The 16,017-nt window shown below is 61.9% G+C and carries 13 protein-coding genes; 6 read left to right on the top strand and 7 right to left on the bottom strand.

Translation table 11 applies throughout. The features are described 5' to 3' along the window. Positions 1 to 50: 50 nt before the first annotated feature. The 5 genes from KR52_RS03265 to ndk all read right to left on the bottom strand — a co-directional run bounded on the left by KR52_RS03265 (position 51) and on the right by ndk (position 1,831). Positions 51 to 329, bottom strand: coding sequence for a hypothetical protein (locus KR52_RS03265; protein ID WP_038552411.1), 279 nt, complete (start codon positions 327 to 329; stop codon positions 51 to 53). Between the two features lie 23 nt (positions 330 to 352). Beyond that, positions 353 to 547, bottom strand: a complete 195-nt coding sequence (locus tag KR52_RS03260; RefSeq protein ID WP_038552408.1) for a hypothetical protein — start codon at positions 545 to 547, stop codon at positions 353 to 355. Positions 548 to 632: 85 nt separating this feature from the next. Further along, positions 633 to 893 carry a hypothetical protein gene (locus KR52_RS03255; RefSeq protein WP_156957570.1) on the bottom strand — a complete coding sequence of 87 codons (261 nt, stop codon included), beginning with the start codon at positions 891 to 893 and terminating at the stop codon, positions 633 to 635. A 91-nt stretch (positions 894 to 984) separates the two neighbouring features. Beyond that, positions 985 to 1,164, bottom strand: a complete 180-nt coding sequence (locus KR52_RS14070; RefSeq protein ID WP_156957569.1) for a hypothetical protein — start codon at positions 1,162 to 1,164, stop codon at positions 985 to 987. 211 nt (positions 1,165 to 1,375) lie between these two features. Continuing rightward, positions 1,376 to 1,831, bottom strand: coding sequence for a nucleoside-diphosphate kinase (ndk, locus tag KR52_RS03245; protein ID WP_038552400.1), 456 nt, complete (start codon positions 1,829 to 1,831; stop codon positions 1,376 to 1,378). Positions 1,832 to 1,953: 122 nt separating this feature from the next. Here ndk and speA point away from each other — a divergent pair, with 122 nt between their 5' ends. After that, complete coding sequence (gene speA, locus KR52_RS03240) at positions 1,954 to 3,882, top strand: biosynthetic arginine decarboxylase (protein ID WP_038552398.1); 1,929 nt, start codon at positions 1,954 to 1,956, stop codon at positions 3,880 to 3,882. Here the strand turns inward: speA and KR52_RS03235 are convergent. Continuing rightward, positions 3,873 to 4,568 carry a Crp/Fnr family transcriptional regulator gene (locus KR52_RS03235; protein WP_038552395.1) on the bottom strand — a complete coding sequence of 232 codons (696 nt, stop codon included), beginning with the start codon at positions 4,566 to 4,568 and terminating at the stop codon, positions 3,873 to 3,875. The genes speA and KR52_RS03235 overlap by 10 nt on opposite strands. A gap of 234 nt (positions 4,569 to 4,802) precedes the next feature. Between KR52_RS03235 and KR52_RS03230 the strand changes: the two genes are divergently transcribed. Continuing rightward, the gene (locus tag KR52_RS03230; RefSeq protein WP_038552393.1) at positions 4,803 to 6,707 is read left to right on the top strand and encodes a CHASE2 domain-containing protein; all 1,905 of its coding nucleotides are present in this window, start codon (positions 4,803 to 4,805) and stop codon (positions 6,705 to 6,707) included. 314 nt (positions 6,708 to 7,021) lie between these two features. Then, entirely contained in the window at positions 7,022 to 8,509 is a 1,488-nt protein-coding gene (locus KR52_RS03225) for a hypothetical protein (RefSeq protein ID WP_253912440.1), read from the top strand. A 301-nt stretch (positions 8,510 to 8,810) separates the two neighbouring features. On the opposite strand, the gene alaS is transcribed toward KR52_RS03225, so the two are convergent. Further along, positions 8,811 to 11,483, bottom strand: coding sequence for an alanine--tRNA ligase (gene alaS, locus KR52_RS03220; protein WP_038556779.1), 2,673 nt, complete (start codon positions 11,481 to 11,483; stop codon positions 8,811 to 8,813). A 25-nt stretch (positions 11,484 to 11,508) separates the two neighbouring features. On the opposite strand from alaS, the gene KR52_RS03215 reads away from it, so the two are divergent. Genes KR52_RS03215 through KR52_RS03205 form a run of 3 tightly spaced genes read left to right on the top strand, consistent with a single transcriptional unit; the run spans position 11,509 to position 16,009 of the window. Next, on the top strand, positions 11,509 to 11,925 hold the full coding sequence (locus KR52_RS03215; protein ID WP_038552390.1) for a hypothetical protein: 417 nt from the start codon (positions 11,509 to 11,511) through the stop codon (positions 11,923 to 11,925). Beyond that, complete coding sequence (locus KR52_RS03210; protein WP_038552387.1) at positions 11,922 to 15,119, top strand: DEAD/DEAH box helicase; 3,198 nt, start codon at positions 11,922 to 11,924, stop codon at positions 15,117 to 15,119. Before KR52_RS03215 ends, KR52_RS03210 begins: the two co-directional genes overlap by 4 nt. A gap of 2 nt (positions 15,120 to 15,121) precedes the next feature. Next, positions 15,122 to 16,009 (top strand): SWIM zinc finger family protein, encoded by an 888-nt coding sequence (locus tag KR52_RS03205; RefSeq protein ID WP_038552384.1) that lies wholly within the window; start codon positions 15,122 to 15,124, stop codon positions 16,007 to 16,009. The last annotated feature ends 8 nt before the right edge of the window (positions 16,010 to 16,017 follow it).

Below are 16,017 nucleotides of genomic sequence, written 5' to 3'. Positions count from 1 at the left end.
CGAAGCCTGCAGCCCTGCCAGGCGCACCATGTCGCCCTCATCCCGGTTAATCAGTGGCCAATCGAGCAGGTGATCCATCGATCCGCGCGTGGGATTGCTGGTGTGAAAATTGCCCAGGATGGATCGCCCACACCCGCGAGACACCCCCGCATCCAGGTCTGCAAGCGCGTAACGATCCGATCATCGAAATAGTCAATCAAGCCGATTGAATAGATCAAGTGCTGGGGTTCCAGCTCAAACTTCTGGCGGCCAATGCACAGATGAGGACGGTTGCTGCGTTCCAGGCGCACCACCGACGCAAGCCCTGCACGCTCCAGCCGCTCGCGCACGTACTCCAGTGCTACTGATGATCCTACAGAAGGATGTCGAAGACCTCCGAGGCAGGGCCGCAGGCCAGGCTGGTCACCCGTAGAGGTCTCTGATCAGTAAGGGTGAGAGCCGGCTGCAACTCCTCACGGAACAGCCCTCGAAGTTGCGCAGCGCCTGTGCCGCCGGTTGGTTGAGAAAGCAGCGGTCCAGCAGCGTGCCGAGCTCCCCAGCCCCACATGGCTCATCGGCATACATCTAGGCGGTCGTGAGGAGGTCCCGCGCGTAGCCCATCGGCTTGCGATACATCCGTTCGGCGGAACGGGTCAGCACATAGGACAACATTTCGAGGCGCAATGCCTGAAGGCCGGGCTGTCAGGTGCCTTGGTCTCGCCTGACAGAGGCGGAAACAGTCTGCCGGTGAGACGCACCAAGGTGTCGAAAGCCGCCGTCAGATCCCTCCTCATCACCGGATCAGGGGTGCTGCGGCGGAGATCCACCTCCACCGCAGCCGCACATTGCTTGAACCGCTGCACCGCTACAGCCAGCGGTTCGGGCATCAACGACGCCGCCCCGTGTCCTGCCACGCCATCGCGCATTTGGGAATGGGTCTGGAGGAGTAAGCGCTGGGCATTGATGGCCGCCAGAGCGCGAAACAGTTGTTGCCCGTGGCCCGGATCACGCCATCAAGGTCTCGAGGCCCTGGCGAGACAAGCGCAGGGCATCCACAGGCTCCAGGGCAATCACACTGGCCCGAGCCACTCCGCCCAGCAGATAGGAGATATCGACGATCACACAGGGTGGACCCAGCAGCGGCCCCGGGGAATCCACCAGATCAGCCCATCGAGCCTGAACCACACCCGACGCGAGATCAGCAGCAACCCATCGACTGACTCACCTTCCCGCACCAGGCAAGACCCGGGGGCAAAGCTGCAGGGCTCGACATCAGCGAATGCCTGATCAACCGCCCCGTCCAGGGCCTGCAACAACAGCAGCGATTCAGCATTCACAACAAAACCCCCGGGACTGAGTCCCGAGGGTATGCAGATCAGAACGAGCTGTCAGGCGATCAGCCCTCGACGCGCCACTCCTGATCAGAAGGAGACCAGTCGTTCAGTTCAGACGCTTCAAACCACAGGCCGATCTCGAAGGCAGCCGTTTCCGCAGCATCGGAACCGTGGATGACATTGCGACCGATGTTGACGGCCAGATCGCCGCGAATGGTGCCGGGCTCGGCCTCGAGGGGCTTGGTAGCGCCGATCAGTTTGCGGGCGCTGGCGATGACGCCATCGCCTTCCCACACCATGGCCACCACTGGGCCAGAGGTGATGAAATCAACCAAACCGGCGAAAAAAGGACGCTCCTTGTGGACGCCGTAGTGCTCCTCAGCCAGCGCACGGCTGGGGGTGATCTGCTTCAGACCCACAAGCTTGAAGCCCTTGCGCTCAAAGCGACCGAGGATCTCGCCCACCAGGCCGCGCTGGACGCCGTCGGGCTTGATGGCGACAAAAGTGCGTTCGGCCATGGAATTGGTGTTAGGTAGAAGCGCAGCCATCGTCAGTGCTGGCCACCCCGATTGGCAAGCACAGGCCTTGGGCAGTGCAGGGGAAGTCCCTAGATTCCGACCATTCCCCACGACAGAGGCCGGTGGCTGACAGCGAAAGCTGGTCGATTGAAGACAGTGCGGCGCTGTACGGCCTTAACCGCTGGGGCGATCCGTACTTCTCCATCAATGGGCGCGGGCACATCAGCGTTCAACCCCAAGGGGATCGCGGCGGCAGCCTGGACCTGGTGGATCTGGTGTCGGAGCTGAAGAGCCGCAACCTGGCTCTGCCGCTGCTGATTCGCTTCGACGACATCCTTGAAGACCGCTTGGAGCGGCTCCACGCCGCCTTTGAACGCGCTATTGCGCAGTACAGCTACCCAGGCCGATACCAAGGCGTTTTCCCGGTGAAGTGCAACCAGCAACGCCACGTGGTGGAGGAGTTGGTGAGCTGTGGCCACCGCTGGAATTTCGGACTGGAAGCGGGCAGCAAAGCGGAGCTGCTGATTGCACTATCACTGCTGGACGACCCCGAAGCCCTGTTGATCTGCAACGGCTACAAAGATCGTCTTTACATCGAGACTGCAATCCTGGCGCGACGTCTGGGACGGCAACCGGTCGTGGTGATTGAACAGCCGGATGAAGTCGACCGGATTATCGAAGCCAGCAAGAGCCTGGGGGCAGCGCCCTACATCGGCGTGCGGGCCAAGCTCTCCAGCCGCAGCACAGGACGTTGGGGCAGTTCCGTGGGCGACAAGGCCAAATTCGGCCTCTCCATTCCCGAGTTGTTGGCAACCGTGGAACGGCTGCGGGACAACAACCTGCTCCAAGATCTGCGCCTGCTGCACTTCCACATTGGAAGCCAGATCAACGATATCGCCGTTCTCAAGGACGCTCTCCAAGAAGCGGGGCAGATCTACGTAGAACTGACCCGACTGGGGGCCCCGATGGGTTTCCTGGATGTAGGGGGTGGACTCGGCATCGACTACGACGGCAGCCGGACGGCGTCGGCGGCCTCCACGAACTACTCGCTGCAGAACTATGCCAACGACGTTGTGGCCACGGTTCGGGAGTGCTGTGAGCCCAATGGTGTTGCTGTACCCACGCTGGTGAGCGAAAGCGGCCGCGCCATCGCCAGCCATTTCTCGCTGCTGGTGTTCGACATCCTGGGCAGCAGCGCACTCCCGGCATCCATCCCCAACGCCACCGGAGAGGAGCCTCTGACCGTTCGCAACCTCCGGGACACCCTCGCCACGATTCAAGAGCTATCGGTGACGGCCGATGCCCAGCTCGTACGGCTGCAGGAAGCCTGGAACGACGCCCTGAAGTTCAAACAGGATGCACTCGCCGCATTCCGGCTCGGATACATGGGGTTACCCGATCGAGCCACCGCCGAACAACTGACGTGGGCCTGCGCTGATGCCATTGCCCAACGGCTGCCCAACAACCAAGTCGTCCCTGAAGAGCTGGCAGCCCTCAGCAAAGCGTTGGCGGGAACGTATTACGCAAACCTATCGATCTTCCGCTCGGCTCCGGACACCTGGGCCATCGATCAGCTGTTTCCGGTGGTGCCCATCCAGAAGCTGGATCAACGGCCAACACGGCTGGCCAACCTCGCCGATCTCACCTGCGATTCCGATGGGCGACTTGATCGCTTCATCGGCGATGGGCAACCCAAACATCTGCTGGAGCTCCACGACCTGAACGACAACAACCCGTATCTGATCGGCCTGTTCCTCAGCGGCGCTTATCAGGAGGTGATGGGCAATCTGCACAATCTGTTTGGGACCACCAACGCCGTGCACATTCGCCTCAGCCCACGGGGTAGCTATCGCATTGACCACGTCGTGCGTGGTGACACCAATGCCGACGTGCTCGAGGCCATGGAGCACGACCCCCGCGCCTTGCTCGAACGCTTGCGGATTGCGGCAGAGGCGGCAATCAACAACGGCCAGCTGCGGATCGATGAATCGCGCAGGCTTCTTGACCACCTGGAGAGCAGTCTGCGGCAAACCACCTACCTTCAGGATTGAGTCAGGAGACCTCGCTTCACCAGGGGCTGAAGGTCAGCGAGCTGCATTGAACCGTCGTTGGCGACCGTGACTGTGCCGCGTGTACGCAACTTGCTGAGTGTGCGGGACGCCGTTTCCCGTGCCAGCCCTGCAATCAGAGCGATCTCTTTCTGCGCCAACGGCGGGATCACAGCCGTGGGATCTGCGGTGGGACCGCTCTTTCGAGCCAGGTAAGCGAGGGCATCCAACAAGCGAGTGGTGGCATCAGCGCTTTGCAGGGCAAAGCGCTGATTGAGATCGCGAAGACGGGATGCCTCCAAACGCGCCAAGGCGAGGGCAAGAGTCGCCTGCTGCCGCAGCAAGGCCGCAAAGGGCGCAGAGCGAAGTTTGACCAAACGAAGTGGCGTCAGGGCGACCACATCAGCGGAGCGAACGGCACCGTCAAGAGCGGCCATCTCACCGAAAACATCGCCTTCCCCAAGCAGCGACATCACCACCTCGTCGCCATCGACTGTGTAGGTGCGCACCTTGGCCACCCCATCACGGATCAGAAACAACGACTCACCCCAGTCTTGTTCCATCACGATCACCTGATCGACCAGATGGCTGGTCTCACGATGGCGATCCAGAAGAAGCACGCGCTGATCATCCGCCAGGTCGGCGAACAAAGGCATGGAGGCGAGATCCTCGGACGTGAGCGCAGACATGATTCAGAGATGAAGTGCGGTTACGACGCGACAAGCACCAACACCAGAATGCCCACTCGGCCACCGAAGGACAGCGCTCACCAACAGCTGAGCGAACACATCCGCATGCCAACTTGAGCTGAGGTGCTGTTTGAACAAGTCGCTCTCACGGAGTGGCTGCTGCGATGCCAATGAACGCTCAGGGGAATGGCGCTTACAGGGAATCCCCCCCACAGTGCAGGAGTCAGAAACGCCATGGAACGGTCACACCATTACGACTGGATTCGACGTTATGGCCCAACGCTGCTGCTCAGCGGATTGGTCCTCACGGTCGGAGGACTCGGCAAGGAGCGGTTAAGCCGCCTTGACCTGCGCTTTGCTGACTGGGTCCAGGAGACCCGAGGGCCCCGTAACGCACCGAAAGGAGTGGTGATCGTCGCGATCGACGACTTCAGCCTTCAGCAAGCTGCCAACGCCGACCTGAGCCGAGACCCTCTGCTCCAAGACCTGAACCAATGGCCTTGGCCAAGGAGGGTGCACGTGAAGGTGTTGGAACGGCTGTTTGAAGCAGGTGCTTCTGCCGTTGGATTTGACCTGCTGTTCGAAGCACCCAGCAGCCATGGAGCAGACGACGATGCAGCTTTCGCCGGTGCGTTGAGGCGCTACCACGACCGCGTGGCACTCGGTGTGCAGGTGTTGAGCGGCCGCGGCCCCGTGGCAAGCATGTCCTTGCTGGACCTGACTCCCGCCCTGCAACCAGCTGACCAATCACTGAACCGAGGGCTTCTTAATGGATCTCCTGATCGAGACGGTGTGATTCGTCGGCGGCCTGGACACAGTGCAGTGGAGATGCGCCAGCACCTGGGTTCCTCCGTACCCGATGGACTGGCCAAGACCTTGCTCGAGCTGGCCAACGCTGACAGCAACCTCGACGACGAACCGTTGGATCTGTTGGATCCCTACGGACCTCCTGGAACGATTCCAACCCTCTCGATCTGGGAACTTCTCGACGCCAACGCCTTCCTCACGATCAAGAAAAGCGGCGTGCTCACGGATGCAACGGTGCTCGTGGGACCGACAGCAGCCGTGTTTCAAGACCTCCATCCAGCCGTCTTCTCAGGTGCACAAGGCATGCCTGGCGTGGAATTGCATGCCACCGAGGTCGCCAACCGGCTGGAAGATCGCTCACTTCGCTGGATACCTGCTCCACCGGGGTGGAATCTTGCGATGGCGGTTCTGGTGCTCCTTGCAGGCATCTGCACATCGCGCCAGGAGCGGCCTCTGCCAAGACTTGGGGTCCTGTTGGCAGCCTCCGGTGTCCTCGTGACAGCAGGTGCCGGACTGATTGCCTGGGGCGGCCTCCTGCTACCAGTGCTGGGGCCTGCAGGCTGCCTGATCCTGACCGGGATTGTCTCCAGCGCCGATGCCACCCTTCGACTCCAGTGGCAACGGCGACGTTTGCGCCGAACGCTGGGTCGTTATCTCTCACCTGCAGTCGCAGCCGAGATCGCCGACCAGCCAGAAGAAGCCGATGAACTGCTGGGTGGGAAGTTGATGGATGTGGTGGTCCTGATGAGCGACATTCGTGGCTTTACAACATTCACCCAAGAGATGACCCAACGAGGCGATGTGAAAGGACTGGTTGATCGACTCAACACCTACTTCAGCGAGGTGGTGGACGCCGTGCATTCACAGGGGGGAACCGTTGATAAATTCATTGGCGATGCTGTTCTTGCGGTGTTTGGAGCACCTCTACAGAAAACAAACAGCACCAACGTGATTGCGGGAGTCAGAACGGCGATAACGCTTCAGCAACGCCTCGCCGCTCTGAATCGCGCCTGGATCGCTCAAGGGCAATCTCCATGGGAGCAGGTGGTGGTGCTCAGCTATGGCTGGGTTGTGAGCGGCAACATTGGCTGCTCCAGCCGCATGGACTACACCGTCATCGGCGATGCCGTTAACACGGCCAGCCGATTGGAGGCGATTGCCAAACAGTGCGGCCAGTCGATTGTGATGAGTGCTGCGGTGGCAGAACATCTACCCGATGATTGGCGTTTGCAGGACCTGGGAACGTTTCCAATCCGTGGGCAAGGCCAGCAACAGGTGTTCGCACTAAAAACTGACACCGCGGAGGTCACCCCTGCGGAGACAGATCAGTAAGACCAACCTGTGGTCAACGTTTGGTGTTCGTGTACAGAAAGTTGTTGGCTATCGCTTGCGCGGCGTCTCTGGTTCCAGCAGCAGCGGGAGCAGCTCCGTTCAACAACGCCACGATTCGTCGCATCATCGATGGCAGAGAAGTGTTCATCGACCGGCAACCGGCAACGGTTGATGACACCGCAGACCGTGGTCAGGAACTGAGCACCGGCAGCAGCAGGGCCGAAGTGCTGTTTGACCGACGGGCACTCGGCTTTCTGGGAAACAACAGCCTGATCCGTCTAGGGGAAGACTGCTTTCGCCTGGATCGCGGTCAGGTGCTGGTCAACGGCCCTCAGAACAGTTGTCTGGGAACAAAAGTGCTGGGGATCCGTGGCACCACCTACGTCCTGAGCGTCCAAGAAGACGGAAACTATGACCTCGCAGTGCTGAGCGGCGAAGCAACGGTGGGTGATGCCCTGGAAACACCAGGCAGCCAGAGCAGCACTGACATCCTCTCGTTGTACCCCACCTTGAACCCAGTGATCGGCTTCGGTGCAAGCAGCTGGGGCAGCAACAGCTCTGGACGTGCCTTGGGGGAAGCTGCAGGCCTCATCCTTGGCGACGCCTCAGTGTTCGTCCCGCTCAGCCAGAACTTGGGCAGCACGCTTCTCTACAGCTACTCAACGGCCAGCAGCAACTTTGATGGTGCTTGGGGCGCGAGCACAGAACTGGGATACAAGTGGTTCAACCCCGATGACCGCAGCATCAGCTCCCTGTTGATTGGCTACGACGGCTGGGATGGATCTGGATGTTTCCACTCTCAGGTCGCGGTGGGAGGCCAGTGGCAGAAAGATCGCTGGCAGTTCGGCGTTACGGGAGGCATCCCTCTGGATCAGTGCGCGAACAATCTGGGATTCGCCATCGGCCAGGTCGGCATCCCCGTGGCTGATCTGGGCGACCAGTCCATCACCCTGTCACTCTCGCCCTACGTGCTCCACGGCACAGGTGATTCCTATGGCGGTGGACGGGTCGGCTTGAATGTGCCTGTCGGCGACCAAGTGATCCTGTCGGCCTACGGTCAATACGACAAGCTGCTCGACACCGTGGTGGGCGGTCAGGTCAGCTATCGATTCGCCACGAATGGAGGGTTTGTCAACGACCCGAACCTTCGCGCCAAAACACCCGAATCACCCACACCATGGCAAGCCGGCGAATTCAACACCGGCAGAGCGACACAAGTGGCCCTTAATCAAGATCGAGGCCATGCATTCTCACAACCGACATCCGAAGAAACAACGATCTCGAGCACAAACCTCAACAACTTGATCAGCAATGCCGACGCCCTCATTCGCCTGAAAGCTGGTGAAGAGGCGACATTCAGCCCGGATGGAACACTGCTGAGTCAACAGATGATGAGCAAAGAACGCTTCTCTCAGTTGATCATCGAGACGATGAGCGGGCAGAACCTCCTGCCAGAAAGCCATGTGATCAACCTGATCTACCAACAACTGTATGGGCTACCCGATCGCACCTTGCTGGCCATCCTAGGATCTGACTGGTTGATTGAAGCAAGAACTCCATATCCACGACTTCGCGGCGCCAACAATCTCGTCGTTCCTGACAACAAACTTTCAAAAAAAGAGAAAAAAGAAGACAAAGACAATCAAGACGACCAAGACAATCAAGAGCCAAAAGAAGAACCGAAGAAAGAAGACAAACAACAAACAGAACCAAAGCAGATATCCAATGACAACAAAGAACCAGAAACAAGCGAGACTCAAAGCCAAAGCACGAGCACGAGCACGAGCACGAGCAACTTATAAAACGAAAAACAAAACCAACGCTGCCTTCTCTTTTACGCTTAGCAAATAAGCAAATTCTCCTAAACATCATAAACCTACACCTTAATTAGTGATTAACACTTAAGATCATTAAAGCATTAACAACACTGCTTTGACATATTGAATCACACCATCCAACTGCATGAGCACTCGTGGCACTCATTGATCAAGGCATTATTTGCAAGCGATAACCAGTCAAACAGCGTCAATCACGCTGCAACAAATCAACCCAAGCCCCCTCACCGCAGGCAAAAGACTGATGCTGAAGAGGCTGATCAATGCTTCAAGTTTCACGCTGCAAGTTGACTTCCAGTTCTGAGCGGGCCTGAGCCAACGCTCCATCCAAAGCAGCGCCATCGCGACCTCCAGCCTGGGCCAGGTTCGGGCGACCACCACCACCGCCACCACAGCGCTTGGCGATGCCGCCGATGAATTTGCCCGCCTGCAGTTTGGCGGCGATCACCTGCTTGCCGAAGGCCGCCACCAGGATCACCTTGCCCATGTCGCCTGGATCCGGCAAACCTCCGATCACCACCGCCGCATCATCCCCCAGTTGATCCACAAGGCTCTGGGCTGCCCCCTGCAAACCGGTACCATCCACGCCATCGAGGCGTTCCACCAGCATCTGAAAGGCGCCCACGGCCTCGGCCTTGGCGGCCAGAGCGCCCGCCTTGGCCACCGCGAGTTCTGCCTGGGCCGCGGCCAGCGCCTTGCCGGTGGCCTTGAGCTCCTCCTGGAGGGCCGCCACACGGTCAACAATTTCGGCCGGCTGGGCCTTGAAGCGATCCCCCAGCTGCTTTACCACCGCATCGCGCTCGTTCAGGTAGGCGAGCACGGCGGGACCAGCGACAGCTTCAATCCGGCGAATGCCGGCAGCAACTCCACTCTCCGCCACGATTTTGAACAAGCCGATCTCAGCGGTGTTGGCCACGTGGGTGCCACCGCAGAGCTCCATCGACACACCGGGCACGTCGACCACACGCACCACATCGGCGTACTTCTCACCGAACATCGCCACGGCTCCGGCCGCCTTGGCCTGATCAATCGCCATCTCCTGCACCTGCAGTGCATGGGCCTCGTTGATCCAGCCGTTGATCAGGGTTTCAACCTGCTGCAACTGCTCCGCAGTCACCGCATTGGGGCAGTGGAAGTCGAAGCGCAGGCGATCGAAATCCACCAGTGATCCGGCCTGGCCAATCCCTGGATCCACCACCTGCTTGAGCGCAGCCTGCAGCAGGTGGGTGGCGGTGTGGTTGGCCTGGGCCCGACGCCGGCAGGCGCGGTCCACCTGAGCCTTCACGGTGTCACCCAAGGCGAGCTCGCCGCGTTCCACCCGCCCGGCATGGACGAAGACATCACGGCTGCGGCTCACCGTCTCAATCCGAACAATCAGATCGCTGCCCGCCAGCACGCCGCGATCACCCACCTGACCGCCGCCTTCGCCATAGAAGGGCGTGGTGTCGAGCACCACCTGAACCGCATCACCCGCCTTGGCGGTGGTGGCTGGTTCACCGTTCACCACCAACGCCTGCACGCAGGAGGCCTGGTCGAGGGCCTCATACCCCTCGAAACAAGTGGCCGCCTGATCCGCCACCACCTGATCGATCGCATCCTGGAGCGTGAGATCGATGCTCACCGCGGCCGCCTTGGCGCGCTGACGCTGCTCCTCCATTGCCGCCTCGAACCCATCAAGGTCGACGGTCAGGCCCTGCTCCTCCGCGATCTCCTGGGTGAGCTCCAGCGGGAAGCCATAGGTGTCGTACAGCTCAAAGGCCCGGTCACCGCTGATCTGCGCGGGCTTGGAGTCCAGCACCTCCGCCAGCAACTTCTCGCCGCGCTCGAGGGTCTCAAGGAAGCGGGCTTCCTCCCGCTGGAGTTCGGCCAGGATCACCTCCTGGCGCTCGATCACGCTGGGATGTGCTCCCTTCAGCAGGGCAATCGCCGCCTCGCCCATGGTGACGAGGAAGGGTTTGTCGATGCCCAGCAGGCGGCCATGGCGCACCACCCGGCGCAGAAGGCGCCGCAGGATGTAGCCACGGCCCAGGTTACTGGCGGTGACGCCATCGCAGATCAATTGCGTCACCGCACGGCTGTGGTCGCCGATCACCTTCAACGACGTCTTGCCCTTGTCGTTGAGCTGGTGGTAATCGACCCCCGCCAGATCGGCAGCCGCTTGGATCAGCGGAAAGATCAGATCGGTTTCGTAGTTGTTGGGAACCTTCTGCAGGATCTGGGCCATCCGCTCGAGGCCCATACCGGTGTCAATGTTGCGGTTGGCCAGCGGCGTGAGGGTGCCCTCCGCGTCGCGGTTGTACTGCATGAACACCAGGTTGTAGAACTCGATGAACCGGTCGTCGTCCTCGAGATCAATGCCTTCATCTCCGAGCTCGGGTTTGAAGTCGTAATAGATCTCCGAGCAGGGGCCACAGGGACCAGTGGGGCCGGACGCCCAGAAATTGTCGGCCTCATCCATGCGGATGATCCGCTTGGGGTTCACCCCCACCACATCGCGCCAGATCTGCTCGGCTTCGTCGTCGTCCCGGAAGACGCTCACCACCAGGTTCTTGGGGTCGATGCCATAAACGCCGGTGCTGAGCTCCCAGGCCCACTCAATCGCCTGCTGTTTGAAGTAGTCCCCGAACGAGAAGTTGCCGAGCATCTCGAAGAAGGTGTGATGCCGGGCCGTGCGCCCCACGTTCTCGATGTCGTTGGTGCGGATGCACTTCTGCGAACTGGTGGCCCGGGGCGCAGGTCGCTCCTGCTGGCCGAGAAACACCGGCTTGAACGGCAGCATTCCCGCAATGGTGAGCAGCACCGTTGGGTCTTCGGGAATCAACGAGGCGCTGGCCATCCGCTTGTGGCCGCGTTCGGCATAGAAGTTGAGGAAAGCCTCACGGATCTCCTCCCCACTGCGCGGTGCAGACGCTGCAGAAAACGACGATGCGGCGGCAACCATGACAGGAAGGTGGGATCCTGCCGTCATGATCGCCTTTGAACCGCCGGCGCCCGTGGCCGTTCCGCCCAGTGATCCTGAGATTCGCCAGCGACTGCGGCTGCAGTCGATCGGTTGGGCGCTGGCTGCCGGCATCAGCGCTGGGCTGCTGAGTTTGCCCTGGGGTCTGGAAGCTGCTGTGCGTTCCGGCGGTTGTGGCCTCTTTTACGGCCTGCTGGCCTTCCACCTGCAACGGGTGGACCCCGATGACGGGCATCTGCAGGCGGGTCTGGTGGGGGCGGTCTGCGGGCTGCGCAGCCTCGGCATGCCTCTACCCCTTGACAACTGGCAGGTCGATGGCCTGGCATCATTACTACTGGAGCTTTTTCAGGCCTGGCTGCCGTTGATCGGCAGTGCTCTCCTGCTCCACGGCACCCTCCGCTTCCTGCCCGCGTCGCGGCCATGAGCCTGCTGCACGCCACCTGGCTTCCCGCCATCCGCACTTCCAACAGTTCCGGTCAACCGGCACTGCTCGTTTGGGCTGACACCTGGCGGGTGGCCACACCGGAAGGCCCGGGCCTCACCCCAGCACTGCACCCCTTCACCCTCAGCCACGACGACCTCAGGGCCTGGCTGGGCGAACGCGACCTTTTGCCGGGCGGCTGCATCGATGCCACGGCATGCCTCACCCTGCCGAGCCGCACGGTGAAGCCCCGCAAAAGCCGCAGCAAAAAAGAGGAGCCAACGCCGGAACCACCGGGCTGGACCGGGCTGCCGATGCAGGCCGGCGAACCGATCCCCAAGCAAACAGAATGGTGGCCTTGGCAGGTGCAGGGGCTCGCGGTGGAACCATCCGCGGCCACCGAGTGGTTGTCCCGGTTGCCCCTCTCCGGCACCAATCCAGACCTGGCTGACGAACTGCGCTGGTGGAGCCATCTGCAGCGCTGGGCCCTGAGCCTGGTGGCCCGGGGACGTTGGATTCCCCAGATGGAGCTCAGCAAAGGGGAGGGCTATCCCCATCGGGCCCGTTGGGTGCCCCTGCTCAACCGGGAAGAAGACCGGCGCCGGCTGGAGGATCTGGCGGCCAGCCTGCCGCTGGTGGCCACCTGCGCCTTGCCCTGGCGTGAACCCCTGGGGCGCCGCAGCAACCGCACCACCCGATTGCGACCGGAGGCGATGCGGGCCGCCAACCCCGTGGCCAGCTGCCGGCCTCGCAGCGGACGCCTGCGGGTGGCGACGCTGCTGGAAGACCTGGTGGACGCGCAGCTGCGCAAGGACTTTGAACCCTCTACCGATGGCCTCGATCCCCTGCTGACCCTCTGGCAGGAGGCCCTGGGCTCAGAGACTGGGGTGATCGAGATCGGTGATGAAGAGGCCGAACGCCTGGCCACCGCCAGCCATCACTGGAGGGAGGGCATCGCCGGCGGTTTTGCTGCGGCCCGCACCTGCCTTGAACTGCACACCCCACCGGATGGGGAGGATCTCTGGGAGCTGCGCTTCGGGCTGCAGGCGGAAGCTGACCCCAGCCTGAAGCTCCCTGCCGCCGCGGCCTGGGCGGCTGGTGCGGAACCGCTACAGCTTGGAGAAATCCGGGTGGACCAACCGGGTGAAGTGCTGCTGGAAGGCATGGGCCGCGCCCTGAGCGTGTTTCCGGCGATTGAGCGGGGACTGGAGAGCGCCACACCTGAAACGATGCAGCTCACCCCAGCCGAGGCCTTCGTGCTGGTGCGCACGGCTGCCCGGCAGCTGCGGGATGCCGGTGTGGGGGTGGAGCTGCCGCCCAGCCTCTCCGGTGGCCTGGCCAGCCGGCTGGGGTTGGCGATCAAAGCGGAACTGCCCGAACGCTCGAGCGGTTTCACGTTGGGTGAGTGCCTGGATTGGGAGTGGGATCTGATGATCGGCGGGGTGACGCTCACCCTGCGGGAACTGGAGCGCCTAAGCGGCAAGCGCAGCCCCCTGGTGCGCCACAAGGGGGCCTGGATCGAACTGCGGCCCAACGACCTCAAGAACGCCGAACGGTTCTGTGGAGCGAAACCGGAGCTGAGCCTCGACGACGCGCTACGGCTGACGGGGACGGAAGGGGAACTGCTGATGCGGATGCCGGTACACCGCTTCGATGCCGGCCCAAGGCTGCAATCGGTGCTGGAGCAGTACCACCAGCAGAAGGCCCCCGACCCCCTGCCGGCCCCGGAAGGATTCAGCGGCCAACTGCGCCCCTATCAGGAGCGGGGCCTCGGCTGGCTCGCCTTCCTGCACCGCTTCGATCAAGGGGCCTGCCTGGCTGACGACATGGGCCTGGGCAAAACAATCCAACTTCTGGCGTTTCTCCAGCACCTCAAAGCGGAGCAAGAACTGAAGCGCCCGGTGCTGCTGGTGGCCCCCACCTCGGTGCTCACCAACTGGCGACGGGAGGCAGAATCCTTCACGCCCGATTTAGCCGTAATCGAGCACTACGGCCCAAGACGCCCCTCCACACCCGCTGAACTCAAGAAAGCGTTGAAGCAGGTGGATCTGGTGCTCACCAGCTACGGGCTGCTGCAGCGGGACAGCGAACTGCTGGAAACCCAGGACTGGCAAGGGGTGGTGATTGACGAAGCCCAGGCGATCAAGAACCCTGGCGCCAAGCAGAGCCAAGCCGCCCGGGATCTGGCCCGCACCGGCCGCAGCAAGAGCAACCGCTTCCGCATCGCCCTCACCGGCACCCCCGTGGAGAACCGGGTGAGCGAACTGTGGGCCTTGATGGACTTCCTCAACCCCAAGGTGCTGGGGGAAGAGGACTTCTTCCGCCAGCGCTATCGGATGCCTATTGAGCGCTACGGCGACATGTCGTCCCTGCGGGACCTCAAAGGCCGCGTGGGTCCGTTCATCCTGCGCCGGCTGAAAACCGACAAGACGATCATTTCCGACCTGCCGGAGAAGGTGGAGCTGAGCGAATGGGTGGGGCTGAGCAAGGAGCAGAAATCTCTGTACAGCAAGACCGTAGAAGACACCCTCGATGCCATTGCCCGGGCGCCGCGCGGGCAGCGCCACGGGCAGGTGCTGGCCCTGCTCACCCGGCTGAAACAGATCTGCAACCATCCCGCCCTGGCCCTGAGCGAGGGGGCCGTGGACGATGGTTTCCTGGGCCGTTCGGCCAAGCTGCAGCGGCTGGAGGAAATCCTCGAGGAGGTGATCGAAGCGGGCGATCGGGCCCTGCTGTTCACCCAGTTCGCCGAATGGGGCCATTTGCTGCAGGCCTGGATGCAGCAACGCTGGAAGGGGGAAGTGCCCTTCCTGCACGGCGGCACCCGCAAGAGCGAACGCCAGGCGATGGTGGATCGCTTCCAGGAGGATCCCCGCGGTCCACAGCTGTTCCTGCTCTCGCTCAAGGCCGGTGGTGTGGGCCTCAACCTCACCCGGGCCAGCCACGTGTTCCACATCGATCGCTGGTGGAACCCTGCCGTGGAAAACCAGGCCACCGACCGGGCCTACCGGATCGGCCAGACGAACCGGGTGATGGTTCATAAATTCATCACCAGCGGTTCGGTGGAGGAAAAAATCGATCGAATGATCCGCGAGAAATCACGCCTGGCCGAAGATGTGATCGGTTCCGGGGAAGATTGGCTGGGAAGCCTCGGTGGCGATCAATTGCGCGATCTCGTCGCTTTGGAGGACACCTGACCATGACCCTCAGCAACAGCAACAGCAACGGCATCACCGCCATCGGCGACGACGGCCTGGGCCAGCAACCCTGGTGGGTGGAGCAGTGGATGGAGCTGATCAACGGCTATCGCTTCAAGAAACGGCTGGAGCGGGCCTGGGGCTACGCCCGCGAAGGCCATGTGACCTCGATCCGCTTCGAAGGCCGCCGGGTTCATGCCCGTGTGCAGGGCACCGATGAAGCGCCCTACAAGGTGAAGCTCTGGCTGGACGTGCTCAACGATGAGGACTGGGGCTATGTGCTGGAAGCGCTGACCCAGAAAGCCCGCTGGTCGGCCCAGCTGCTGGCGGGGATCATGCCTGCAGACATCGAACGGGCCTTCGCCGCCAGCGGCAAACGCCTGTTCCCGTTCAAGTTGCAGGAGGTGCGCAGCGAGTGCAGCTGCCCCGACAAGGCCAACCCCTGCAAACACATCAGCGCGGTGTATTTCCTGATGGGGGATCGCTTCAGTGAAGATCCCTTTGTGCTGTTCCAACTACGGGGCCGCAACCGGGCTCGGCTGCTGGAAGACCTGGCGGAACACCGCCGCAAGGCCCTGGCGGAGCGGGCGGCGGCAGCAAAGGAGGAGAACAAAGCCAGCACGCCTCAAGAGGCAACACCGCTGCCGCCCCATGCGGCGGTGCAGGACCCCGCCCTGTGGTGGCGCTACAACCGCAGCCTCGATGGCGACCTTGTCGTGATCACCCCAGCAATGGAGGGCGACACGGGCCTCGATGCCGCCGGAGAGCTGCCGCTGGCGGAAGACCCCCGCTTCGCCGAAGCTCGGAGCACCTTCCTCAGCAACCTCAAAGCCCACGGCCAGGCCAGCGCCCAGAAGGCCATGCTGCAGGCCATGGCGGCCGGCAGCTGACGGGACGT

Origin of the sequence: Synechococcus sp. KORDI-52 (assembly GCF_000737595.1) — a bacterium.
Taxonomy (GTDB): domain Bacteria; phylum Cyanobacteriota; class Cyanobacteriia; order PCC-6307; family Cyanobiaceae; genus Parasynechococcus.
Note: the sequence above shows the minus strand (reverse complement) of the source record. Positions and strands in the feature narration are given on the sequence as shown.